Annotated in this window: 27 protein-coding genes; 10 read left to right on the top strand and 17 right to left on the bottom strand. The window is 37.0% G+C overall.

The window, feature by feature from the left end; translation table 11 throughout:
• Positions 1-284: 284 nt before the first annotated feature.
• The 8 genes from secG to ACPWSO_RS09525 form a co-directional block, all read right to left on the bottom strand.
• Positions 285-521 (bottom strand): preprotein translocase subunit SecG, encoded by a 237-nt coding sequence (gene secG, locus ACPWSO_RS09560; protein WP_426082814.1) that lies wholly within the window; start codon positions 519-521, stop codon positions 285-287.
• Between the two features lie 335 nt (positions 522-856).
• On the bottom strand, positions 857-1,132 hold the full coding sequence (locus ACPWSO_RS09555; protein ID WP_426082812.1) for a GNAT family N-acetyltransferase: 276 nt from the start codon (positions 1,130-1,132) through the stop codon (positions 857-859).
• Positions 1,133-1,135: 3 nt separating this feature from the next.
• The gene (locus ACPWSO_RS09550) at positions 1,136-1,408 is read right to left on the bottom strand and encodes a (4Fe-4S)-binding protein (protein WP_426082810.1); all 273 of its coding nucleotides are present in this window, start codon (positions 1,406-1,408) and stop codon (positions 1,136-1,138) included.
• Between the two features lie 441 nt (positions 1,409-1,849).
• Positions 1,850-2,677: an ammonia-dependent NAD(+) synthetase gene (nadE, locus tag ACPWSO_RS09545; protein WP_426082808.1), complete on the bottom strand. Its 828-nt coding sequence runs from the start codon at positions 2,675-2,677 to the stop codon at positions 1,850-1,852.
• 127 nt (positions 2,678-2,804) lie between these two features.
• Positions 2,805-4,283, bottom strand: coding sequence for a nicotinate phosphoribosyltransferase (locus tag ACPWSO_RS09540; protein ID WP_426082806.1), 1,479 nt, complete (start codon positions 4,281-4,283; stop codon positions 2,805-2,807).
• Positions 4,284-4,327: 44 nt separating this feature from the next.
• Positions 4,328-4,738 carry a GtrA family protein gene (locus ACPWSO_RS09535; protein ID WP_426082804.1) on the bottom strand — a complete coding sequence of 137 codons (411 nt, stop codon included), beginning with the start codon at positions 4,736-4,738 and terminating at the stop codon, positions 4,328-4,330.
• Between the two features lie 107 nt (positions 4,739-4,845).
• The gene (locus tag ACPWSO_RS09530; RefSeq protein ID WP_426082802.1) at positions 4,846-5,472 is read right to left on the bottom strand and encodes a response regulator; all 627 of its coding nucleotides are present in this window, start codon (positions 5,470-5,472) and stop codon (positions 4,846-4,848) included.
• Positions 5,469-6,578, bottom strand: coding sequence for a sensor histidine kinase (locus ACPWSO_RS09525; protein ID WP_426082800.1), 1,110 nt, complete (start codon positions 6,576-6,578; stop codon positions 5,469-5,471). The genes ACPWSO_RS09530 and ACPWSO_RS09525 overlap by 4 nt, the downstream gene beginning before the upstream one ends.
• A 144-nt stretch (positions 6,579-6,722) precedes the next feature.
• Here ACPWSO_RS09525 and ACPWSO_RS09520 point away from each other — a divergent pair, with 144 nt between their 5' ends.
• Genes ACPWSO_RS09520 through ACPWSO_RS09510 form a run of 3 tightly spaced genes read left to right on the top strand, consistent with a single transcriptional unit; the run spans position 6,723 to position 9,998 of the window.
• Complete coding sequence (locus ACPWSO_RS09520; protein ID WP_426082798.1) at positions 6,723-7,658, top strand: ATP-binding cassette domain-containing protein; 936 nt, start codon at positions 6,723-6,725, stop codon at positions 7,656-7,658.
• Positions 7,659-7,672: 14 nt separating this feature from the next.
• Positions 7,673-8,821: an ABC transporter permease gene (locus ACPWSO_RS09515; RefSeq protein ID WP_426082795.1), complete on the top strand. Its 1,149-nt coding sequence runs from the start codon at positions 7,673-7,675 to the stop codon at positions 8,819-8,821.
• On the top strand, positions 8,808-9,998 hold the full coding sequence (locus tag ACPWSO_RS09510) for an ABC transporter permease (protein WP_426082794.1): 1,191 nt from the start codon (positions 8,808-8,810) through the stop codon (positions 9,996-9,998). Before ACPWSO_RS09515 ends, ACPWSO_RS09510 begins: the two co-directional genes overlap by 14 nt.
• A gap of 377 nt (positions 9,999-10,375) precedes the next feature.
• Here ACPWSO_RS09510 and ACPWSO_RS09505 read toward each other — a convergent pair whose 3' ends face one another.
• Positions 10,376-10,729: a DUF1827 family protein gene (locus tag ACPWSO_RS09505; RefSeq protein WP_426082792.1), complete on the bottom strand. Its 354-nt coding sequence runs from the start codon at positions 10,727-10,729 to the stop codon at positions 10,376-10,378.
• 246 nt (positions 10,730-10,975) lie between these two features.
• Between ACPWSO_RS09505 and ACPWSO_RS09500 the strand changes: the two genes are divergently transcribed.
• Positions 10,976-11,734 carry a MerR family transcriptional regulator gene (locus tag ACPWSO_RS09500; protein ID WP_426082790.1) on the top strand — a complete coding sequence of 253 codons (759 nt, stop codon included), beginning with the start codon at positions 10,976-10,978 and terminating at the stop codon, positions 11,732-11,734.
• Between the two features lie 34 nt (positions 11,735-11,768).
• Positions 11,769-12,275, top strand: coding sequence for a ClbS/DfsB family four-helix bundle protein (locus ACPWSO_RS09495; RefSeq protein WP_426082788.1), 507 nt, complete (start codon positions 11,769-11,771; stop codon positions 12,273-12,275).
• Positions 12,276-12,338: 63 nt separating this feature from the next.
• Here ACPWSO_RS09495 and ACPWSO_RS09490 read toward each other — a convergent pair whose 3' ends face one another.
• Positions 12,339-13,217 (bottom strand): HAD-IIB family hydrolase, encoded by an 879-nt coding sequence (locus ACPWSO_RS09490; protein ID WP_426082787.1) that lies wholly within the window; start codon positions 13,215-13,217, stop codon positions 12,339-12,341.
• 268 nt (positions 13,218-13,485) lie between these two features.
• Between ACPWSO_RS09490 and ACPWSO_RS09485 the strand changes: the two genes are divergently transcribed.
• Entirely contained in the window at positions 13,486-14,244 is a 759-nt protein-coding gene (locus ACPWSO_RS09485; RefSeq protein ID WP_426082785.1) for a TraX family protein, read from the top strand.
• Between the two features lie 132 nt (positions 14,245-14,376).
• On the opposite strand, the gene ACPWSO_RS09480 is transcribed toward ACPWSO_RS09485, so the two are convergent.
• Positions 14,377-15,198 carry a VanW family protein gene (locus tag ACPWSO_RS09480; RefSeq protein ID WP_426082783.1) on the bottom strand — a complete coding sequence of 274 codons (822 nt, stop codon included), beginning with the start codon at positions 15,196-15,198 and terminating at the stop codon, positions 14,377-14,379.
• Positions 15,199-15,420: 222 nt separating this feature from the next.
• Positions 15,421-15,963: a DUF1697 domain-containing protein gene (locus tag ACPWSO_RS09475; RefSeq protein WP_426082781.1), complete on the bottom strand. Its 543-nt coding sequence runs from the start codon at positions 15,961-15,963 to the stop codon at positions 15,421-15,423.
• 213 nt (positions 15,964-16,176) lie between these two features.
• Here ACPWSO_RS09475 and ACPWSO_RS09470 point away from each other — a divergent pair, with 213 nt between their 5' ends.
• Complete coding sequence (locus ACPWSO_RS09470) at positions 16,177-16,371, top strand: hypothetical protein (RefSeq protein WP_426082779.1); 195 nt, start codon at positions 16,177-16,179, stop codon at positions 16,369-16,371.
• Positions 16,372-16,474: 103 nt separating this feature from the next.
• On the opposite strand, the gene ACPWSO_RS09465 is transcribed toward ACPWSO_RS09470, so the two are convergent.
• Together ACPWSO_RS09465 and ACPWSO_RS09460 are read right to left on the bottom strand one after the other, a co-directional pair.
• Positions 16,475-16,939 (bottom strand): GNAT family N-acetyltransferase, encoded by a 465-nt coding sequence (locus ACPWSO_RS09465; protein ID WP_426082778.1) that lies wholly within the window; start codon positions 16,937-16,939, stop codon positions 16,475-16,477.
• Between the two features lie 110 nt (positions 16,940-17,049).
• Entirely contained in the window at positions 17,050-17,571 is a 522-nt protein-coding gene (locus ACPWSO_RS09460; RefSeq protein WP_426082777.1) for a serine O-acetyltransferase, read from the bottom strand.
• Positions 17,572-17,904: 333 nt separating this feature from the next.
• On the opposite strand from ACPWSO_RS09460, the gene ACPWSO_RS09455 reads away from it, so the two are divergent.
• The gene (locus ACPWSO_RS09455) at positions 17,905-18,156 is read left to right on the top strand and encodes a hypothetical protein (protein ID WP_426082775.1); all 252 of its coding nucleotides are present in this window, start codon (positions 17,905-17,907) and stop codon (positions 18,154-18,156) included.
• A gap of 229 nt (positions 18,157-18,385) precedes the next feature.
• Here the strand turns inward: ACPWSO_RS09455 and groL are convergent, their stop codons facing one another.
• Together groL and groES are read right to left on the bottom strand one after the other, a co-directional pair.
• Positions 18,386-20,014 carry a chaperonin GroEL gene (gene groL / locus ACPWSO_RS09450; RefSeq protein WP_426082774.1) on the bottom strand — a complete coding sequence of 543 codons (1,629 nt, stop codon included), beginning with the start codon at positions 20,012-20,014 and terminating at the stop codon, positions 18,386-18,388.
• 114 nt (positions 20,015-20,128) lie between these two features.
• Positions 20,129-20,413: a co-chaperone GroES gene (gene groES, locus ACPWSO_RS09445; RefSeq protein WP_426082772.1), complete on the bottom strand. Its 285-nt coding sequence runs from the start codon at positions 20,411-20,413 to the stop codon at positions 20,129-20,131.
• Positions 20,414-20,649: 236 nt separating this feature from the next.
• On the opposite strand from groES, the gene ACPWSO_RS09440 reads away from it, so the two are divergent.
• Both ACPWSO_RS09440 and ACPWSO_RS09435 read left to right on the top strand, forming a co-directional pair.
• A complete protein-coding gene (locus ACPWSO_RS09440) occupies positions 20,650-20,826 on the top strand; it encodes a hypothetical protein (protein ID WP_426082770.1) in 177 nt (58 codons plus the stop codon).
• Positions 20,827-20,888: 62 nt separating this feature from the next.
• On the top strand, positions 20,889-21,545 hold the full coding sequence (locus tag ACPWSO_RS09435) for a CPBP family intramembrane glutamic endopeptidase (protein ID WP_426082768.1): 657 nt from the start codon (positions 20,889-20,891) through the stop codon (positions 21,543-21,545).
• A 122-nt stretch (positions 21,546-21,667) separates the two neighbouring features.
• On the opposite strand, the gene ACPWSO_RS09430 is transcribed toward ACPWSO_RS09435, so the two are convergent.
• Positions 21,668-21,849 (bottom strand): hypothetical protein (locus tag ACPWSO_RS09430; protein ID WP_426082766.1); only part of this gene is annotated, 182 nt, incomplete at its 5' end.

The following is a 21,849-nucleotide window of genomic DNA, read 5'->3' as shown; positions in this document are numbered from 1 at the left end:
AGAAGCAAAGCGGTTATTTATATAAATTGTAAAAACACAATTTTGCTGACTATAAAAGACCTATACCTACCACTTCATCAAAAGCAGAGAAACTGTAGGTAGCAGTTCGTTTATTCAACAGAATTTGTATATTTGGGCATCAAAAAAAGTCTGAACGAATACTCATGATGAATACGTCCAGACTTAAAAAATCAACTAGCATAATTTACCGATAGTACACAGGTAAAACAAAACCAATAGCTTTTGCTTATATCCTATTATACAAATCAACTATTTCTTTCTGATTACTTAGATGAAAGAAACGATAATACAAATAGTAAAATCATCCATGTAGCACCAATAACAGTTGTTGCACGCTGCATCACAGCTTCAAAGCCACGAGCTTTCTGCTTACCAAAAAGCTTATCCGCTCCGCCGGTAAAAGCACTTGCTGCACTATTTTGTTTGCTTGGCTGCATCAAAATTGAGATTACCATAATCACTGAAAGAACAATGACAACAGTCAAAATAAAATTATACATCTATTCATACTCCTTATTCACAAATTACATCTATTACACTTTAGCATATTTTGAAAATAATTACTAGCTGTAAATTTCTTTTTATCTTTGAAATCAATTCGATTTTTCAACTTTTTTTCACCCTTCTTTTCTAAAATAAGAAGTTGTGCTTTAAGTATACTACTTATCACTCGCGGTATTAAGTTTACGAAACTTCGGGAGAGATATGAAGAAAGGCCAGAGGATAAAAGAAAAAACAAGTCTGATTTCAATAGTTGCATCAAAATCAAGCTTGCTTTCTTTTTTTAGAAGGATTATTACCCCAAAGACTAATTTTAGTTCATTTTCTATAATTTTTATTTTCTTAATACATCTCCGTACTCAGGCTTTGTATCAAATTCTTTTTTAGCAAACGGGCATAGAGGAATAATCTTTTTCCCTTCCCGCCGAGCTTTTTCTACGCCATTCAGTACCAATTTTTCTGCCAAATGCTGTCCTCTATATTCTGGTTCAACAAAGGTATGATCAATAATCATCATTTCAGCTCCAGCGTCAGACCAGGTCATCTCTCCAATTTCCTGATTTTCATCATTATAAAGAGCAAAACGTCCGCTTTCTTCTTTAATTTCCATGATTTATTTTCCGTCCTTTCTGATATACTTTAAGGCACCGCTTGGGCAGGTATTAATTACTTGAATATCATTTTCAACCGAGCCGTTATCGGCAATAATCCAAGGACGTCTACCTACTTCAAACACTTCGGGATTCCCCCGTACACAGTTTCCTATATGAGCACAAATATCTTTACTATAATAAATATCAATGCCTTCGCCCATATATTTTCTGTAGCCGTTTGCTAGGAGCATTTCTTCCGTCACAGGTTTTCCATCAATTTTACTACCGTCCATCTGCTATACCTCCTGATTTGACTGTCGAAGTTCAAGTCTCTAGACAATTCTCCTAAAGTATTTCTACCAAACATACAGCTTGATTTTATCAGTCCTGCTACATCGAGAAAAAAGAAGAAACACTTCGACATCTATACTCCGATTCTAACAATTTATTTTAAATAACACAAATAATTGTTCCGGGAAACTATTAGATTCTCATACTAGCTTTTATTCTATCTTAGAGCTGTTTCTACAACAACTGCAAAGCTTAAAGTTCATCAGTTAAACCATTTCGCTTAAGCAACTATTTGAATTTTTTCTCTAAAATCCGAATAAACGGCGTTCCAAAAGTAGCTCTCTCGGAAATAAGCCGAACTATCTCAAAAATATGAAAAGCTATTTTCGGATAATTCGTCTTATTTCTCGGAGCTAAACACTTTTGTCTCGACCTCTTTCACTCTATTTCCAAAAATCATCAAATACGGTAATCGGCAAATGACGTTTATGCTGTGTTTTTAGATACCAGCCCTCTATTTTTTCAACTGCCTGTTCAGATATTTCTTTTCCTTCCAGATAGTCATCTATCGCATCATAGCTGACCCCTAATGCAGCTTCATCAGCAATCAGCGGTTTATCATCCTCCAAATCAGCAGTAGGAACTTTCAAATAAAGGGTCTCGTCTGCTCCCAATGCTTGAAGCAGTTGTTTGCCTTGACGTTTATTTAAGCGGTATAGAGGTAGTATATCGGCACCTCCATCTCCAAATTTGGTAAAGAAGCCTGTGATGCTTTCTGCTGCATGGTCCGTTCCAATCACCGCACCCTGACGTTCTCCTGCAACTGCATACTGAACAATCATTCGCTGCCGAGCCTTCATGTTGCCTTTATTGAAGTCACTGATTTTTTCTCCTGATGCTTCAAGTGCTGCCACACAAGCGTCAACCGCAGGACGAACATCCACTCTTAACGAAACATCCGGCTGAATAAAGGTTAATGCTTTCTGTGCATCGGCTTCATCTACTTGTGTACCATAAGGCAAACGAACCGCGACAAATTGATAGCGTTCATCCTTAGTCTCACTGCGCATCTCTTCCATAGTCAGTTGAGCCAGTCGTCCTGCCAAGCTTGAATCCTGGCCGCCGCTGATGCCCAAAACCAGTGTTTTTAAAAAGGGATGCTTATAAAGATAAGCCTTCATGAAATCAATGCTTCTACGAATTTCTTCCTGCGGGTCAATTCTTGATTTAACACCTAATTCTTTAATAATTTCCTGCTGCAGTGCCTTCATAAAAAATCCCTCCATCATATACTAAATGTAGACAATTTTGCGGTGAACTCCAATTTTTTCAACGATTTTTAGAAATCTCTATCGTTTCTATGAATCCGTTTAATTCCATTTCTCTAACATCACTTGATTACAAACTACTGCCGTCATTAAACTTGCTGACATCTTTTCTGACTTTTTCTAAAAGACGCATTTTATGATTCCAACACTCTGTTGATAAATCAACCGGATATTTTTGCGGATTTAAATCACGCTTATATTCTTCCCATAAAGAATCAAGATTTTCTTTGGCGTAATTTTTGATTTCCTCAAGGGTTGGAAGCTCATAGACCCGTTTACCCTCCACAAAAATTTCTTGTAGGACAGGACGAGCATCAAAATTACGAACCGTTTTATTGATGAAGGTATGAACAGGATGGAACATGAAGATTTCTTCTTCTTTCCTCGGATCTTCCTCCCAAAGTGTCACATAGTCACCTTCTGATTTCTTGTCGGATTTTCTAGTAATCCGCCAAACCTGTTTCTTCCCAGGAGTTGTAACCTTTTCTGCATTACTGGACAGTTTAATTGTATCTTGCATAACGCCGTTTTCATCTTCAATTGAAACTAGTTTAAATACTGCGCCTAATGCCGGCTGATTATAGGCTGTAATCAGTTTTGTACCAACACCCCAAACATCAATTTTGGCTTTCTGCATTTTTAAGCTGAGAATTGTATTTTCATCCAAATCATTGGAAGCATAGACTTTTGCATCAGTATACCCTGCTTCATCCAGCTGTTCTCTAACCTTTTTAGATATATACGCCATATCGCCGCTGTCGATTCTAACACCGAGAAAATTGATTTTATCTCCCATCTCATTTGCTACGCGAATCGCATTCGGTACTCCCGATTTCAATGTATCATACGTATCAACCAGGAATACACAGTCTTTATGCGTCTGCGCGTAAGCCTTAAATGCAGCATAATCATTGCCATAAGACTGAACCAATGAATGCGCATGAGTGCCGCTAACTGGAATACCAAAAATCTTTCCGGCGCGAACGTTGCTTGTCGCTCCTGCTCCGCCAATATAAGCTGCTCTAGTACCCCAAATGGCTGCATCCAGCTCTTGCGCCCGACGTGTACCGAACTCCATCAGCGGATCATCGCCAATCACTGATTTAATTTTGGCTGCTTTAGTAGCAATCAATGTTTGAAAATTCACCATATTTAAAAGTGCCGTTTCGACTAACTGGCATTGTGCCAACGGTCCTTCAATCTGAATTAGCGGCTCGTTATTAAAAACAATTTCCCCTTCAAGAGCAGAACGAACAGTACAGCTGAATTTAAATGTCTTAAGATAGTCCAAAAACGCTTCCGGATAGTGTTCTACATCTCTTAGATAAGTAATATCAGTTTCAGAGAAAGTCAGATTCTCCAAATAATTAACCAGCCTTTCCAAACCAGCAAAAATCGCATAGCCATTACTGAAAGGCATATCTCTGAAATAACATTCAAACACAGCATGCAAATCTGCTCTACCTAGCTCCCAGTAGGTTTTCATCATATTAATTTGATAAAGATCCGTGTGAAGTGTCAAACTGTCGTCTTGATAAATTTTTTCCATTGTGCAACCTCGATCCTTTTGTTTTTATCTCCGCAGACTTTCTGCTACGAAGACTTTTTCTTGAAGATAAAAAATTTGCTGAAAAAATAATTTAAAACTACAACGATTACTTGTGTCACCAGCTTTGCGAATAAATCCGGCGCCTTCAATACCTCCACCAGCAGAATCATAACTGCCATGTCAATAGCAAATGACAGGATTCGGTACCAGTAGAAAAGCAGCATTTCCTTCCAAAAAGACTTCTGTCCTTCTCCTTTGCTCTGAAAAACAAAATACTTATTTGTGTAAAAAGCAAACAAGACAGACAAAAACCAGCTGATGCCGTTACTCACTCTATAGTCCAGCGATAAAACATCTGTACAGATGAAGTATACGCCAATATTTACTAAAGTCGTTGCCACGCCAAAAAACAGATAGGCAATGACTTCTTTATATTTCAGAAAGAGTTCTTTCAATTTTCATCTTTCCTTTCATTTCTCTATTTTATCAAAAAAACAGCAGAAAACCCAACGATTTTGAATGAACTACTGTCAAATCTACTTATTTCCCTATTTTTTATACTTCATTTTAGGTGTTTATAATAAAAAATTGCCAATTGCGTCCGATCTCTCAGCTCCAGCTTCTCCAACAGTGAACTGATGTAGTTCCGCACAGTACCCTCGCTAAGAAACAGTTCCTGAGCAATTTCTTTATTGTTCATGCCTTCAGCAATCAATGCTACTGTCGTCAATTCCCTCTCTGTCAGTTCAAACGGACATACTTTTTCACTTTTCTCAGTTTGAAGCAGATTTGGCAGCTTTCCAATGATTGTGTGACCAAAAACCGACTGACCATTATTCACTGCTTTTATTGAAGGAACAATGGCTTCCATGTCTTGTTTCAGCAAATAGCCTTTCACGCCAATTTTCAATGCTTCAACTATATATTCATCATCCGAAAAAGTTGTCAAAAGTAAAATTTTTGCCTCCGGAGTCTCTGATAAAATCGCCTTTGCTGCATCCAGTCCTGTACTCTCGCCCATCCGAATATCTGTCAGTAAAATATCCGGACTAAATTCTTGGTACAGCTGAACTGCTTCCGACGACGAATGACCGATGCCGACCACCTCAATCTCCTGACCTACCTCGATAATTGTTTTCAACGAAGTTGTTACTAAGTAATCATCATCTACCACTACCAATCGTATCATATGTTCTCTCCTTTGTTTTTGGGAAATACAGCAATCAAACTAAAGCCTTCATTGGTCTGATGATGATTCAAACGACCGCCAAGCTTCGCCAGCCGTTCCTCCATACTGATTAATCCAATGCCTCGATCTAAGCTTTTCCCTCTTGTCACTTTAGAACCATTATCTGAAATCATTAGTTTGTAAAAACCAGGATGCTGTTTAAATACTATTGTTACTTTATCTGCATTACTATGCTTCATTACGTTAGAAAGTGCTTCCTTAACAATCATAATACATGCAAGCTTGCATTCCTTATCCAAGTATTCTGGAAATTCTCCAGTCAGTTCAACCTTACAGAACTGAAAATTATTGATGATTTTCTGCATGGCTATAGATAAACTTAATGATTCATCATGAAGGTTATGGACACTTGACCGAATATTATCCATACCTTCGGCTATTGTTTCTTTTAACTGCTCCAAGGGCTTTTCTAAGCTTTCTGATTGATTGATGGTCTGGACCGCACCAAGCTGCAGCAGACTGCTGGATAGCAAATGCCCCACATTATCATGAATATCTCTGGCAATACGATTTCTTTCATTAGATACTTCTAAAGAAATCACAGCCTCCTGCCGTTCCTGCTGTTTCTCATTCTGCTGCTGTAAGGTATATTGATGTGCAAATAGTTCGTCCTCAATTGAGCGGCTGTGCTCTTTCAGACGCTCAGTTCCCACATAACGATAAGCTAGATAAAATGCCAAGCTGCATAATAGGATGACATAAAACTTTATCGGCAGTTCATACTGCTCATTATATAGTAGAAACACAAATAGCAGACCACTGTTGATTATGAGAACTGAATGATTTTCATCAAAGCCTCCATCATAGAAAAAAAAAGGAACAAAAAAAACATATTCTTTCCACCAGTATGAAACCAGCAGCATAACTAGAACAAAAAGTATCGATAATTTGGGCTCCTGAACCACCCAGATGAATATACTGAAAAGCATCGTCAGCAAAATAAAGATAATCCACTCCGTTTGATATGCCTCATTGAATAGAAGCAGTGCACTAAGCAAAAGAAGAAGACTCTTTTCCATAAAGTTATTTATTGTAAATCTTTCCATAATTTTCTCCTGTCTCTTTAACCTGATAGTCAGTCTTCACAAGATTGTGACAAATGTCACATCAACTTATGAAGATAGTCACTAACTAATCAATAATCATTCCTGTATAGTTACATTATAAATTGAAAAAGGGAGAATGAGAACATGATTATTGAAATTAACGATTTAATTAAACGATACGGAAAACTGGTAGCATTGAATCACTTTAACCTTCAGGTAAAGGAAGGAGAAATCCTAGGCTTGCTGGGTCCCAACGGAAGCGGTAAATCAACGGCAATCAACTGCATGCTTTCCCTGCTCACCTATGATAAGGGTGAGATAAAAATATTCGGAAAAGAAATGGCACCGGATCAATACGACATCAAAAAAAGAATTGGCGTTGTTCCTCAAGAGGTTGCAGTATTCGAAGAACTTACTGTAGCTGAAAATATTGATTATTACTGCGGCTTATATATTACGAATAAACAGGAACGGAAAAAAAATGTAGAGGATGTTATTCAACTAGTCGGCTTGGAAGATTTTACGAAATTCTTTCCCAAAAAACTAAGCGGCGGCTTAAAACGCCGGTTGAATATTGCCTGCGGAATTGCTCATAAGCCTGAATTGATTTTCCTGGATGAACCTACAGTTGCCGTGGATCCGCAAAGCCGGAATAAGATTCTGGACAGTATCAAAGAATTGAATCGCCAAGGTGCAACTATTATTTACACAACACATTATATGGAGGAAGTAGAACAGCTTTGCGACAATATCGTCATTATTGAAAAAGGACAGGTGATTGCCCAGGGAACAAAAGAACAGCTGAAAGCTATGATTCATATGAACGAAAAAATTATCATTGAAATTCCTGATTTCCCGGAAGCAGTCCAGCAAAGAATCTTGAATCTGCCTAAAGTAACCGACATAAAATACAATGACATGTTCGCAACCATTAATACGGAAGAAATCAAAGCTGTTTTAACGAATATCCTTGCCATCCTTGATGAGGAACAAGTTGCTTTTGGGAACTTCCACACGCAGCAACCAACCTTGAATGATGTCTTTTTGGAAATAACCGGCCGTGAGCTGCGGGATAAATAGAAGGAGGAAAAGCGATGTTTTGGCATTTATATATTTATCGATTAAAAGTAGTTTTAAAAAATAAACCTTTGATGTTTTGGACCTTCGGTTTTCCCATCTGTATGGGTATCTTCTTTACAGCGGCCTTCAGCAATCTTGATGCCAATGTGAACTTTGAGAAAGTACCAGTTGGGATTGTTCAGAAAACAGTTAACGATGAGCATCAGAGTGAGCTATTTCTTCAAACACTGAAAGAAATTGAAAACGATGGAACAAAAATGTTTAAGCCGGTTAACCTCTCTGAGGAAAAGGCTGAGAAACAAATGAATAAAGGGGATATCTATGGCTATTATATTCTGACAGATAAGGACATCACTCTGACATTAAATCAGAAAGGCATTCGACAAAGCTTGCTAAGTGTTTTCCTTGACCAATTTAATCAGGCGAAGAAAACTTTATCGGATATTCAGCAGGAAAATCCCGCTCTTTTAGCGACTAGCTTAGCTAACGATATCGGTAAGCAGCAAAATTACATTGAGTTGTCTAAAAAGTCCACTGGCAACAATAGTACTAAAAGCTTTTTCTTCTTTACACTAGTAGGAATGAGCTGCATGTTCGGCTTTTTCTGGGGAATAGAAAATACTAATGATGAACAAGCCAATCAATCAGCTAACGGGATTCGTTTAAGTATGGCTCCTCAAAATAAAATGATTATTGTGCTGGCTAATCTAGCAGCGGCATTCACAGTCTTCATTATTGAACTGTATTTGATTCTTGCTATCTATCATTTTGGCTTTGCCGTAGATTTCGGCACCCGCTGGCAATTAATACTTTTAACCTGTACACTAGCGGCTGTTACGGCAATATCAATGGGGATGTTTTTGGGGAATGTTATCAAACTGCCGCTGGAGCAAAAAACATCGCTGGGTGTTTCTTTCCAGATTATCTGCAGCTTTTTAGCTGGAATGATGGTTCCCGATGTTAAATACCTTATTAGTCGATATGTTCCTTTACTAGGGCGTATTAACCCCGTGAATTTGGTCAGCGAAGGACTCTACAAGCTTTACTACTATGAAAATATCGACAGCTTCTACATCAATCTGATTTGTTTGGGGATTATTACCGTGATTTTTGTTTTACTAAGCTTCATCTATGAAAGGAGAGCACAATATGTCAGTGTTTAAAACATTTTATTATATATTAAGGGAAAATAAAGTCTCCATTCTCTTAGGCTTTATCATTAGTATCGGCATCTCCTTCATGTATGCCGGCAATCTAAAAACTACTGATTCCGCCTTTGAAGCAACTGAATCTAAAATTGCTATTTTCAATAATGATGATTCACAAGAATCTAAAGATTTGATTGCTTACCTAAAAGCTACCATGGAGGTTGTTAATTTCAAAGGAACTCAAGAAGAAATCGACGATGCCCTCTACTTTGAAGAACTAAACTATGTCCTGACTATCCCTAAAGACTTTGGACTCTCTCTTCAAGCAGATGAAACAGCAGACAATATGCTGGAAGTTCAGGTTAAACCAGGCAGCTTCAATCAAATGTATGTAGACAATATCATTAATCATTATCTGTCTACTTATCGCTTTTATTCAACTGCTTTTCCAGAAAAGGATACTGTTGAAATCAATCGATTAACGAAAGAAAATATAGCAGAAAAAGGAACGATTGAATTTGATAAGAGCTATGACCGGCTGGAAAAAAATAAAGCAACTGGTGGTGTATTCAGTGTGCTAGCTTACGGCTTGTTTATGACTGTCTTTAGCGGGATTTCGATTGTTAATCTTGCCTTCAACAGAGATGAAATTCGCCGCCGCAACAGCTGTTCACCACTCTCGCTAAAGAAGCTTTCCCGTCAGCTTTTAACAAGCAGTCTGTTGTTTGCAGTCATCTGCTGGGCATTATTCATCGCCTATGCAATGGTTTATACAGGTGTTGGCTTCACAGCCTATACTACTTATTTTATTACCAACTCGCTAGTCTTTTTACTGGCAATCATTGCATTTAGTATTTTTATCACTGGATTGATAAAAAGCTCTGAGCTTGTAGGTGCAGTAAATAACATCTTTATTCTAGGCAGCTCTTTTATTGGCGGAGTGTTCGTTCCATCCGAAATACTACCTGACATTGTCAATAAAGTTGCCTCATTTACACCAACCTATTGGTTTGTCCGCACTAATGAACTTATCGGAAGCAGTACTTCCCTTGATAGCAGTTTCTTGAAGGAATTTCAATTTAACATTTTTGTTTTAGCCGTCTTTGCTTCAGTCTTTTTCCTTCTAGCAATGATGACGAAAAAGGAACGCGGTGGATTGAAATTCTCCTTTTCAAAAAAAGCAGCTGCTTAATTAGAAAGGCTTGACGAAATCATTTAGCCCTAAAAAAAGGCGAGTCAGTTTCATGATGCTGTTCATCATGAAACTGACTCGCCTTTTTATTGAAACGGGCTTTCTTGTGAAGCTAGACAATATTTAAATCTCTCCTCCGCTACCTTTTTTATATTACTGAATTTACAACCATAAAATTTTATAATCTTTTCAATAACTAAAAAAGGGTTGGCGCACAGCAAAACATCTAAACCCTTCTTGCTCTAAAAATCAAATAAATGAGGCTCCGCTCATTATGTTAGCCTGCCGCTATCTACCCCATATTCCTGTATATTCAGATATCACTGGTAATGATAGAAAAAGCAAGCAGTAGTTTTTTAGTGCCTTTCCAATCACTCTTACTCTTCTATTTTCTTTTGAACGACAATAATATCTTTTCTCGGTTCTGAAAAAAGAATCCCCTTTTTCTTCATCTCATTTTGAATTCCAAGATGAACAGTTACTTCTTCCCGGGTACTTTGAAGCAGACGCTTGATGACAAAATCAATTTCCCGTTTATTTATCTTCTTCTTTGGGTTAACCATAACCACATTGATTTTATCAAATACATCTGCATAAATAATCTGCGTATAATCTAAAGAATACAATTTAAAATGCTTTACTGCTTTCTTTCCAAACAGATATCCTGTGATATTCGGATACAGACTGTTCAGATCCAAATTACTGTTAATCGGCGTCTCAACTAGTTTCATCACACACATCTCCCTTACTTATAAATCCTATCAAAAATTTATTTACTTTCCTACACTTTAGCTAAAAGTTATTATTCGTGTATAGATTCTTTGAAGGATATATAGAAATAATTTTTCTTTACCTTTAAGTTTACTCCTTTTCTTATAAAAATGACAAGTTTTCCTATTTTTCGTCTTTTCTTACAATAAAGACTTGACCTTCACGTAGCGTAAAGGTTTATGATAAGAGTGTCAGGAGGGATAACAATGGAATACACGATAAAAAAGCTGGCACAGCTATCTGGCGTCAGTACACGTACACTACGATATTATGATGAAATCAAGCTATTAAAACCTGCGCGGGTTAATTCATCGGGTTATCGAATCTACGGTCGTCAGGAAGTCGACCGGCTGCAGCAGATACTTTTTTACCGTTCGCTGAACATGAAGCTGGAGGATATTAGAAAAAGCTTAGATCAGACAGATTTTAACTTCGAAGCCGCTTTAGAACAGCATTACCATGAGCTCGTCAAGAAAAGAGAACAGATTGACTTGCTGCTTCTGACAGTAGAAAAAACACTGCGTTATCATAAAGGAGAGATTCATATGCAGGATACAGAAAAATTCAACGCATTTAAACAACAAAAATTAGCTGAAAATGAACAGCTATACGGTCAAGAAATCAGAGAAAAATATGGCGAAAAAAAAGTTGAAGCTTCCAATAAAAAATGGGAAAATATGAGTGAGAGCACTTTCAAAGAAATGACTCAAATTGAAGAAAACATGCTGAATGCGTTAAAAGAACTGCAGCAGACTCAGGACTTGGAATCTGATACTGCCAAAACTATTTATGACAGTCATAAAAAATGGCTAAGCTTCAGCTGGCCAAATTATTCACCAGAAGCCCATAAAGGCTTGGCAGATATGTACCTGACAGATGAACGTTTTGCCGCTTACTACGACGAAAAAGGCGGTAAGAACACAACAGAACTACTATGTCAGGTAATTAAGAAATACGCAAAATAACACTTGAATCATCAAACAGAAAGGGGTATCCATCATGGCAAGACCAACAACAAAGGACAGTTTACTTACACAAAGCAAAGAAGAGTATCAGAAGCTGCGCATCGTAGTTGACACAATGACTCCTGAACAGCAGGAACAATCTTTTAGCTTTGAAGACCGGGACAAGAACATCCGAGATGTTCTGATTCATCTTCACGAATGGCACAACATGATGGAACGCTGGTATACTGAAGGAATGGATGGTGAAAAACCTGCTATTCCAGCTCCTGGATATACATTTAAAACAACTCCTGAGCTAAATCAGAAGATTTGGGAAGCCTATCAGCAAACGCCTCTTTCTGAAGCAAAAGCGCTACTTGATAAGAGCTCGGATAGAATGCTGGAAATCATAGAGCATCATACCAATGAAGAGCTCTTTACTAAAAAATATTATAAATGGACAAACACCACGTCATTAGGTGCATATCTAATCTCCTCTACAAGCAGCCATTATGACTGGGCAATCAAGAAAATCCGCAAGCATAAAAAGACATTAGCCTAAAAAAGAGAAAGCACTCTGGTAATAAAGATTCCAGGTGCTTTCTCTTTTTTTAGATTTTTACGCTCAATAGCCCCACTTGCTTGCCTTATCAGAAGGTATTAGGTGCTGAAAAATAAATTGTCCCACACCGCCTTCTGAGCAGTCAGCAGCAATTACCTGAGCCTGCTTTTTAACAAGCTCCTTTGCATTCGCCACAGCAACTGGCACATCAACTACTTCAAGCATCGCTAAATCATTTTCGCCATCGCCAATACCATAACTGACCGCATCAGGAAAATTGGTCATAAAATGCTGGATCGCGTGCCCTTTACTGCTTATCGGATTGACGATTTCCAGACATTGAACATAAGAAGAAAAGACATAGGTCTCATCATCATTCAGCGTGTCACGCAGGTAATCCATCTCCCCGTCGCTCGCTTCCATTATTTCGATTTTCAAAGCCTTTAGTTCAGGGTGCTGCGTCAAATGCTCTATGGGATTTTCCACAAATTCACATTGTGTCGCAAAGAAATTTTCTTTAAAATCCATAATCTTATCGCCAACTTCGCCCATCGGCTTCAATTTTTCTCTCAATGCTTTAAAGTGTTCTAAATATTGTTCATAGGGTTTCATAATAATCCCTTTATCTGTATGAATAAAATAGAAAACATCCCGCTTTTCAAGTAAAGCAGCAGATTTTCGACAATTCTCAAGAGAGAGCCATGCCCGATAGACCGGTTGCTCACCCTTCAAACGATAACCAGCACCATTACTAAAAATCACATCACAGTCATTTGTTATCTTTTCCAATATCTCCTGCAGCTGTTCATAGCCTCGTCCGCTTATAAAGACGAAGTAATCTCCCTGCTCCTGCAGCGCATCAATACTATCAAAATTTATTTTAGGTACATCTCCGCCAATATCTTGAAAAGTACCATCGATATCACAAAATACAATCTTCATTTTTTCCCCCGCTTTCCAGTAGAGCGGCATTCGAATTTTTCAGAAATGATTATGGCAATCAAGAACGAAAATTCGCTGTTTCGCTAGCTATTCCTGAAGAAAAACTAGCTTCACTTATCTTTTAACAATAGTCTATATAACCATTCGCCGCTTACTTTTTCAAATACACTCCAAAATAGTATAACATAATCCTTAGTCCGAAATTTCAAATTCTTTAGAATAATTATGGTAGAATAAAAGAAGCATTTTTAGCTAAAGGAGTTTATTTATGGAAAACAAAGGGTACTTTTCAGGCAGTACGTTAAAGTGGATTGCTATTCTAACGATGTTGATGGACCATACTGCAAAGCTTTTATACCTTTCACCTGCGCTCATTCAACAGCTTCCCAGTGAGCAGCAGAGTTTTTTCACCTTTATAAATCAGCTTTTTGACATCTTTCTATTTTTAGGAAGACTCTCGTTTCCTTTGTTTTGCTTTTTGTTAGTAGAAGGTTTTGTACATACCTCTAATGTGAAAAAATATTTTTCCCGTTTACTACTATTTGCTATTTTATCAGAAGTTCCTTATGATATGGCCTTTCGCCAATCCTATTTTACACTGGAAAAACAAAACGTTTTTTTTACATTGCTTATCGGCTTAGTCGTCTTGATTGGCTTGAAAAAATTTGAAGAACGAACACCTTTAAATGTATTCATTTCCGCTGGTGTTCTGTTTAGCGGAATTTTTGCTGCTGAGTTTCTCCGAACAGATTACGGCGGATGGATTGGTGTGCTTTTAATTGCTTCATTGTATATATTACGCAATTATCCACTGATTAAATGTTTGGCAGGCAGTGCTGTTATCCTGCAAAACAGCTATTCAGGGCTGTTATCTTTCATTTTCATTTATTTCTATAACGGTCAAAGGGGACGGCAATGGAAGTATCTTTTTTATGTATTTTATCCTGTACATCTGTTACTGTTGCTCCTAATCCAGCAGCAGCTGCTAATTCCCTACATTCGTTCATTATTTCCCGTAATTCCTTGATGAGCGGCTCCCAAAATAAAAAATAAGACCCTGGTGGTCTTATTTTTTAACTCCTTATTACAACAGCCATAGTCATTTCAACTAGCTCAATTATTGGGTGATTAGAAGAAAAAATTACTATAGTCTAATCTGCTATTCTTCTACTATTGTTAGATGAGTGGTATCATACAGGACCTTCGCACGGTTCTTCTTTATCAGTTCCCTTTTCACCTGATTCCCGGTTCTTCTATCAATTACAGTTCGGATGATTTCTCCATTCCTGTAAACAACCCCTTGTGATTTGCTAAAATACTCATTTTCGCCTTTAATATGATAACTGTAGGCTTGTTCATTTTCCGCATATAATTCACCGTTAAGATATATATCATCTGTGTAGACGATTAATTGATATATTTGATTAGTCGTATTTCTAAACCGATAGTCAAAATAGTTATAAACAATAGATGTCCCGGTTCCAAAAGGTATCACACGGCCATAATCTGGAAATAAATCAATGTTGTCATGATGATGATGCTCAACAATTTCAAAGGGCGTATGGAGAATAATCCAGTGAATCAGATTAGTAAATTGACACATTCCCCCGCCAATGCCGCTCACAGTGGTATTTTTTCCAATCATTAGTCCTTCTAAATAACCTTCTTTTTCTGTACACATCCCAACTAGATGCCAAAAAGAAAAAGTCTCACCTGGCTTTATTAGAATACCAGAGACCTTTTGCGTGGAAATTGCCAGATTCACTGCCTTGTTATTTTGAAGCTCTAAATCAACATTGCCAAGCTTTCTTCGAATCAAAGAGCGATGCCTATACACGCATACAGGTAATTTTTCCTCTCTTTTTTCAGAAGAAAAGCGTTCTTTTTTCCAGTAGTCTTGAACATGCCGTTTGACTATATTTTTATAGACTGAAATTTTATAGGTCAGAGGTGAAATTTCACAAAACAGCTTTCTTTCCATTTTCCACTCCTCCATGTTCTTTATATCCTTCCAATCAATTATTACATAACATTACTTTTGTGTCAAACACATTACAAAAATATTTCTAAAAACTTTAATTACTTATTTTTTTGTATTTCATTTGATAGCAACCATGATAGAACAAGACAGAGTATTTATATTCTTGCAACTAATTAAAACTAGAATAAAAAAAAGACAGCAGCCGCTGTCTCATAATAACTCTCACTTACTAGTTAATTGAAGTAGTTTATTTACTGTATTGGCGTTTCTAATTGTGACGCTATTATTTACAGACGAGCTGGCAATTTTGGACCAGCGTGCTTTGTTAAAGGTTTTTCGTGGAGCTGACCAGAAGATAACATTGCCATGATGACTAATTTGTTCATACTCCGGTTTTACCTCTCCAACCTCAGCAAACACTTCTTCCACAGTAACTGGAGAAATAACGAAAATCGCATAATGAATTGATTCTTTTTCTATATTCCACCATTCTGGCGCATTACTTAGCGTTGTCGCTAAATCCTTTGCCGATACTACGGTAACAGGAATATTTAGTGCGAATTCATCCACTATTGCAGCCTCACATTTTCTTATCAGCTCACTTTTATCTTGAATATCACTAGAAAAAACAATGTTCCCGCTGTTGATGTAGGTTACCATATCTAAAAAACCGATTTTTTCAAAGGCTGCTTTCAATAACGGCATGGATATCTTATTCTTACCACCTACATTTATTCCACGTAAAAGCGCAATATATCTCTCCATAAATTTTGCCTCTCTTTCTGCTTAAAATAGTATGCCGTCTATCATTTCATCATTTATAGGATAAAGCTACTTAATGGTTATAATTTTAGGCTAGTGGATAATTGAAGTCAATGACTTACTGTTCAGTACTCCTTTTTTAAGCTGGTAAACTTTACCGTCGTGATTAATCTCTTAAATATGTTATATTAGCTATAGAAAATGGAGGTGTTTCCAGTGACTTATCAGGAATTCTTAGAAAAATTATCAAAACCAGCCCGGCGAGCTTTACTTCACAAAAAAATTGATTCATTCCCAAAGCTGGCAGCTCTAACTAAAAAAGAACTGTTAAGCTTCCATGGCATAGGTCCGGCATCCTTGCCGATTGTTAATCAAGCCCTTCACTCAGTCAATATGTCCCTTAAACAATAAACTTTCTGTAGAATAAAAAAGAAACTATTATCAAGCAAACCAACCAAAGAGATTGGAATGAGTTCATAATAGTTCCTTATTTGTATTGGCGTAAATTATTTGACTATACTTCTTGAGTGCTTGCACTTAATAAAACAGAGGCTGCTAAAGCATTGAAGCCATTCTTCAAATAGAATCCTTCTGCAGGATATCCTCGTTCTGTATCTAGAATAATATCAGGTATATTTTCTTCCGCAAGGGACTGCTTTATTTTAGTCATAAAACAGCTCCCTATGCCTTTTCTTTGAAGCTCATTGGAAATGTAAAATGCATCCATATGATATTCCAATCCTTGATACCAAGGTCTCACAAAGCCTAAAGCTACTCCTGTCAATTTGCCGGTTGCTTCATTTCGTAAAATAAAGCCTTTAAAAGTATTCATCCCCTGTAAGCTTTTAATATAATCCGCAATCTGCTGAAACGTAAGCTGATCGTTCCAAGGTTCAGCTGAAAAAACTTCGATATACAGTTCAATCGCTTCTTTTATGTCCGCCGAATCAATACTCCTATACAGCCATTCTTTTTCCATAGTAACTCTTTCCCCCTTTTCTTGATAGTATATCAGCTGTTACGTGTTGAGGAAACCCGTTGCTGAACTGTCTCTGGAGCTAATGACCGTATCCAAACTTCTGAAGTTTCTTAATTGTTCTTTTCAAAAGCTGAGATTAGCCGATGTTTTTCCTCAATGATTATTTCTGGATCAATCATATCCCGATTGAACAGCAAATCATAATTAGGATCTTTGGGCTTATGCTGATTAACACCAAATGCAACACTGTCTGCAGGAATATTTTTTGTAATAATCGCTCCAGCTCCTATAGCTGAATTTTCACCAATTACTACTGGTCCCAGAATCTTGGCACCGTCTGCTATAATTACATTTTTAGCAATGATTGGGTTTCCCACGTTCTCCCACTTCTTTACAGCTTTACTGTATTTCATATTCGAACCAATTGTAACATTTTGATAAATGACCACATTTTCACAGATTTTTGCTGCGACAATTGTACAGCCTCGTGCATGGTGTGCAAAGGGCACACTCTCATCTATCTCAGTACAGTTAATTTCACAGCCGTACAACCTTTCCAGTAATTCCGCTGCTTCTTTAGCAAGTTTTTTATTTACTGAAAAGCAATTCATATTTATTAGTTGTTCAAACATTTGAACTTCCCCCTTCTTAAATATTCTTCATGAAAAGTACAAGTTCATATTGTTTCTTTGTCAAAAATAAAAAAACTTACTTAAAACTACAGGAGAAATTCTTCAAGAGAAATTGTTCTTTGCGAGTAGTGATTTTTGGGTCCCGCTCTACTAATCTATACATCATTATTGCTAATTTTATTCGTTGAAAAATTTATTTCTATATCATATATCCGTATGTGAAAGTAAAAAAGTCGTTTTGCAAGCTTCCTACGTCATTCAGCCTTTCTGATTTTTGTTGCTGTTCTGCTTTTATCCTTGTAGAATATAATCAAAAAAAGAGAGATACTTATTATGAATCTAAGTGATTTACCGCTTGCCCTAGATATAGCCTTTGCAGGTGTTACAATTTCTGGAATTTTATTATTGATTGGATATTTTCTAAAATTATCCAATGGAAAATTCTGGTCTTTCCCTTTTTGTTTGCTGTTTAATGATGCTGATGAACGAGCTATAGGAAACAAGATGAGAAGATTTATATTTTCATATGTCCCTGTATTTTTTGTCATTTTTTTGATTTTATTTCTATTTTTAATGCTGCGATAAATCTGTGTCGTCCTTCTATCCAAATTGAATTACTTTACTTTTCCTATGAGGAATACTTTGTATTTGGAGAAGACTCGTTGTTAAAATATGGGATTCATTTATGATTATTAAACAAACTAAACAACCTATATTTTTTTAGAAAAGTTTTGCCCTTTTTAGCCCTATAAGCAGTAAAAAACAATAGAAAATAAAAAAAGAACCTTGAAAAATCAAGGTTCTTAGAGGTTACTTACATCATGCCGCCCATACCCATTGATGGATCCATTGGGGGAACAGCTGCGCCAGCTGGTTCTGGTTTATCTGCAACTACTGCTTCTGTTGTCAGCAACAATGCTGCTACAGAGGCTGCATTCTGCAAGGCTGAACGAGTTACTTTTGTTGGGTCAACAATTCCTGCATCAAGCATGTTTACCCACTCACCATTGGCTGCATTAAAACCAATACCTAAATCAACATTTTTCAGTTTATCAACGATGACTGAACCTTCATAACCGGCATTTTCAGCAATTTGGCGAATTGGTTCTTCTAATGCACGAACCACGATTTTCACACCTGTTGCTACATCGCCTTCTGCGTCTACTTCTGTTACTTTACCAATAACATTTACCAACGCTGTACCACCGCCGGAAACCATTCCTTCTTCAACAGCCGCACGAGTTGCGTTTAAGGCATCTTCGATACGCAGCTTCAATTCTTTAAGTTCTGTTTCTGTAGCCGCACCGACTTTAACTACCGCAACACCGCCAGCTAATTTTGCCAGACGTTCCTGTAGTTTTTCACGGTCGAAGTCAGAAGTTGTATCAACAATTTGATTTTTGATTAGTTGAACACGAGCATCAATCGCTTCTTTGCCGCCGGCTCCCTCAACGATTGTTGTATTGTCTTTATCAACAACTACTTTACTTGCATTACCAAGGTTTTCAATAGTTGTATCTTTTAACTCTAAACCAAGATCTTCAGTAATCACTGTTCCACCTGTTAAAACAGCAATATCTTCAAGCATTGCTTTGCGGCGGTCACCGAAGCCTGGCGCTTTCACTGCAACCACATTGAAGGTTCCGCGGATTTTATTTAATACTAGTGTAGGTAACGCTTCACCATCTACATCATCAGCAATAATCAGCAGCGGACGAGATTGTTGTAGAATTTGCTCTAATAAAGGCAGAATATCTTGGATATTTGAAATTTTCTTGTCAGTAATCAAAATATACGGATTTTCTAAAACAGCTTCCATTTTATCATTGTCTGTCACCATGTATTGAGACAGATAGCCGCGGTCAAACTGCATGCCTTCTACAACATCCAGCTCTGTTTCGATTCCTTTCGACTCTTCAATAGTGATAACACCATCATTACCGACTTTTTCCATTGCATCTGCAATCAGCTGACCAACTTTTTCTGAACCAGAAGAAACAGCTGCTACTTGTGCAATTGCTTCTTTTGAGTCTACAACAGCAGAAATATTATGCAGTTCTTCAACCGCTGTTTTTGTAGCCAATTCAATTCCCCGGCGGATGCCTAAAGGATTTGCTCCAGCAGTGACGTTTTTCAGCCCTTCACGAACAATTGCCTGTGTTAAAACAGTCGCAGTTGTTGTACCATCTCCTGCAATATCATTAGTTTTAGAGGCAACCTCAGAAACTAATTTAGCACCCATATTTTCAAAATGATCTTCTAATTCAATCTCTTTTGCGATTGTTACACCATCATTGGTGATTAGCGGTGAACCATAAGATTTTTCTAAAACGACATTACGACCTTTTGGACCTAATGTTACTTTTACTGTATCAGCTAAAATATCCACACCACGAAGCATTGCTGCGCGGGCATCTTCTGCAAATTTAATTTCTTTTGCCATGTTATTTCCCACCTTATTTATTTTATTGTTCATTCTGTTTTATTAGGATTTACCTGAGAATTCTAATACTTAATAGCTCAGATTTACCTTAATACTATAAAAATTATTAGAGGTTTATTCTACAACTGCGATGATATCTTTTCCTGAAACAATTAAATATTCTGTTCCTTCATATTTAACTTCTGTTCCGGAATACTTTTCAAACATAACTGTATCGCCTTCTTTTACTTCCGCAGGAACTTTTGTACCGTTATCTAATACACGGCCTTCTCCCACCGCGATAACTTTACCAGTCTGTGGCTTTTCTTTTGCAGCTGAAGCTAAAACAATACCTCCTACTGTTTTTTCCTCTTCCTGTGCGACTTCAAGAATGATGCGATCGCCTAATGGTTTTAACACAATAAATCCCTCCATGATAAATTTTTTGATTTTTAGCACTCTTGCAAAGAGAGTGCTAACTCACACTATTTATAATACTCATTTCTGATTTGCTTTGCAAGTCTTTTGTATGAAAAATAAGATTTTTATCTTACTTTGGATTATCTCCCAAATCCATTGACCATTTCATTCCAGTATTTAGCGCACTTCATGCTAAAATAGAATTAGTGGAAAATAAAAAAAGGAGGAAAGCGAATATGAAACAGCGCATTGCTCAGACTATTATTCTTACATTTGTTTATCTTTTCATCGCAAATGCCGGAAATCTTTTTTTTGGTGTAGATAAGCAATTCGACTGGACAACTACCTTGTGGGAAGCCTTGTTTTTTTCAATTTTTATTTTCCTTTTATTAGGATTCCGCCACAAAAAATAGATAGGTTTTCAGTTTTCTATAGGATAGTTTGAACTACTCACTTGAAAAGAAAAGAGGATTTTATGGCTGCTAAAAAAACAAGTATGACAATGATTTTGATTTACCTGGCTGTCTTTGTCTCACCATTGCTCTTTGCATCAGCTTCGCAGGATGTCGTGGTCTTAGCCTCCACACTAGCCTATATTTTAGGTGCAGGTTTAATGATTGGCTTATATCTAAAAGATAAAGAAAAAACAATGGTGGAAAAAAAGGGGCGGCTTCACTCTCCAGTATTCGTTCTGCTTCTCGGAGTTAGCGGCATCTTTCTGGCTCTCTTTCTTCAGGGAATTGTTGTTAGCCTTCAAACGACCATTACAAATACAGCTCCTAATTCAGAAAATACTAAAAATATTATCTCAATTATTTTGAACAACAGCTTATTTGTTTTTGCGACAATTATTGGGGGACCAATTATGGAAGAATTTGTTTTCCGACGTTCATTAATTGATCTCTTCTATTATGAAAAGACTGGTTTTTGGTTGGGAGCAATTCTCAGCTCAGCACTTTTTTCCATTATTCATTTTGACGGAAACTTTTTTGTTTATTTCGTTCTGGGGCTTTTCTTTGCCATTCTCTATAAAGTGACTGGGAAAATCTGGACCTCCATCATTGCCCACTGTGGTATGAATACACTTGTCGTAGTTATACAGCTGATTCTTTATTCCAGCGGACACTCATAGAATAAACTTCACAAATTATAGATGCATATACTTCAAAGAACAATTTTATAGCATTGCTAAACAGCATTAGCTGTTCTTCAAAATAAAAGAGGGACTTGAATCAGATTTTATAGGATAAATTTTTAATTTAAAAAGAGATAAAGGAACGTCAGATTGCGTTCCTTTATCTCTTTTTTAGGCTCTATACTTTTTGATGTTGGTGGAATTCCACCAATATCTTTTTTATTTTCCAAAACAATAGAAAAGACACCTTGAAATCCTTTAGAATTAATTTGGCGAACCAATCCAAAAGGAGGAATCAAGA

The sequence above is a fragment of the Enterococcus sp. LJL51 genome (genome assembly GCF_049894025.1).
In the GTDB taxonomy this organism is placed as follows: domain Bacteria; phylum Bacillota; class Bacilli; order Lactobacillales; family Enterococcaceae; genus Enterococcus_L.
This window is presented reverse-complemented; position numbering and strand designations above follow the sequence as displayed.

Excerpts from the sequence above, each read along its gene's own strand:
- ACPWSO_RS09500 (WP_426082790.1), top strand. The coding sequence starts at position 10,976 with ATGGAATACACGATAAAAAAGCTGGCACAGCTATCTGGCGTCAGTACA.
- ACPWSO_RS09440 (WP_426082770.1), top strand. The coding sequence starts at position 20,650 with ATGAAACAGCGCATTGCTCAGACTATTATTCTTACATTTGTTTATCTT.
- secG (WP_426082814.1), bottom strand. The coding sequence starts at position 521 with ATGTATAATTTTATTTTGACTGTTGTCATTGTTCTTTCAGTGATTATG.
- ACPWSO_RS09435 (WP_426082768.1), top strand. The coding sequence starts at position 20,889 with ATGGCTGCTAAAAAAACAAGTATGACAATGATTTTGATTTACCTGGCT.
- ACPWSO_RS09540 (WP_426082806.1), bottom strand. The coding sequence starts at position 4,283 with ATGGAAAAAATTTATCAAGACGACAGTTTGACACTTCACACGGATCTT.
- ACPWSO_RS09460 (WP_426082777.1), bottom strand. The coding sequence starts at position 17,571 with ATGTTTGAACAACTAATAAATATGAATTGCTTTTCAGTAAATAAAAAA.
- ACPWSO_RS09455 (WP_426082775.1), top strand. The coding sequence starts at position 17,905 with ATGAATCTAAGTGATTTACCGCTTGCCCTAGATATAGCCTTTGCAGGT.
- ACPWSO_RS09485 (WP_426082785.1), top strand. The coding sequence starts at position 13,486 with ATGGAAAACAAAGGGTACTTTTCAGGCAGTACGTTAAAGTGGATTGCT.
- nadE (WP_426082808.1), bottom strand. The coding sequence starts at position 2,677 with ATGAAGGCACTGCAGCAGGAAATTATTAAAGAATTAGGTGTTAAATCA.
- ACPWSO_RS09505 (WP_426082792.1), bottom strand. The coding sequence starts at position 10,729 with ATGAAACTAGTTGAGACGCCGATTAACAGTAATTTGGATCTGAACAGT.
- ACPWSO_RS09490 (WP_426082787.1), bottom strand. The coding sequence starts at position 13,217 with ATGAAGATTGTATTTTGTGATATCGATGGTACTTTTCAAGATATTGGC.
- ACPWSO_RS09555 (WP_426082812.1), bottom strand. The coding sequence starts at position 1,132 with ATGGAAATTAAAGAAGAAAGCGGACGTTTTGCTCTTTATAATGATGAA.
- ACPWSO_RS09550 (WP_426082810.1), bottom strand. The coding sequence starts at position 1,408 with ATGGACGGTAGTAAAATTGATGGAAAACCTGTGACGGAAGAAATGCTC.
- ACPWSO_RS09510 (WP_426082794.1), top strand. The coding sequence starts at position 8,808 with ATGTCAGTGTTTAAAACATTTTATTATATATTAAGGGAAAATAAAGTC.
- ACPWSO_RS09515 (WP_426082795.1), top strand. The coding sequence starts at position 7,673 with ATGTTTTGGCATTTATATATTTATCGATTAAAAGTAGTTTTAAAAAAT.
- ACPWSO_RS09530 (WP_426082802.1), bottom strand. The coding sequence starts at position 5,472 with ATGATACGATTGGTAGTGGTAGATGATGATTACTTAGTAACAACTTCG.
- ACPWSO_RS09525 (WP_426082800.1), bottom strand. The coding sequence starts at position 6,578 with ATGGAAAGATTTACAATAAATAACTTTATGGAAAAGAGTCTTCTTCTT.
- ACPWSO_RS09465 (WP_426082778.1), bottom strand. The coding sequence starts at position 16,939 with ATGGAAAAAGAATGGCTGTATAGGAGTATTGATTCGGCGGACATAAAA.
- groL (WP_426082774.1), bottom strand. The coding sequence starts at position 20,014 with ATGGCAAAAGAAATTAAATTTGCAGAAGATGCCCGCGCAGCAATGCTT.
- ACPWSO_RS09520 (WP_426082798.1), top strand. The coding sequence starts at position 6,723 with ATGATTATTGAAATTAACGATTTAATTAAACGATACGGAAAACTGGTA.
- ACPWSO_RS09495 (WP_426082788.1), top strand. The coding sequence starts at position 11,769 with ATGGCAAGACCAACAACAAAGGACAGTTTACTTACACAAAGCAAAGAA.
- ACPWSO_RS09475 (WP_426082781.1), bottom strand. The coding sequence starts at position 15,963 with ATGGAGAGATATATTGCGCTTTTACGTGGAATAAATGTAGGTGGTAAG.
- ACPWSO_RS09480 (WP_426082783.1), bottom strand. The coding sequence starts at position 15,198 with ATGGAAAGAAAGCTGTTTTGTGAAATTTCACCTCTGACCTATAAAATT.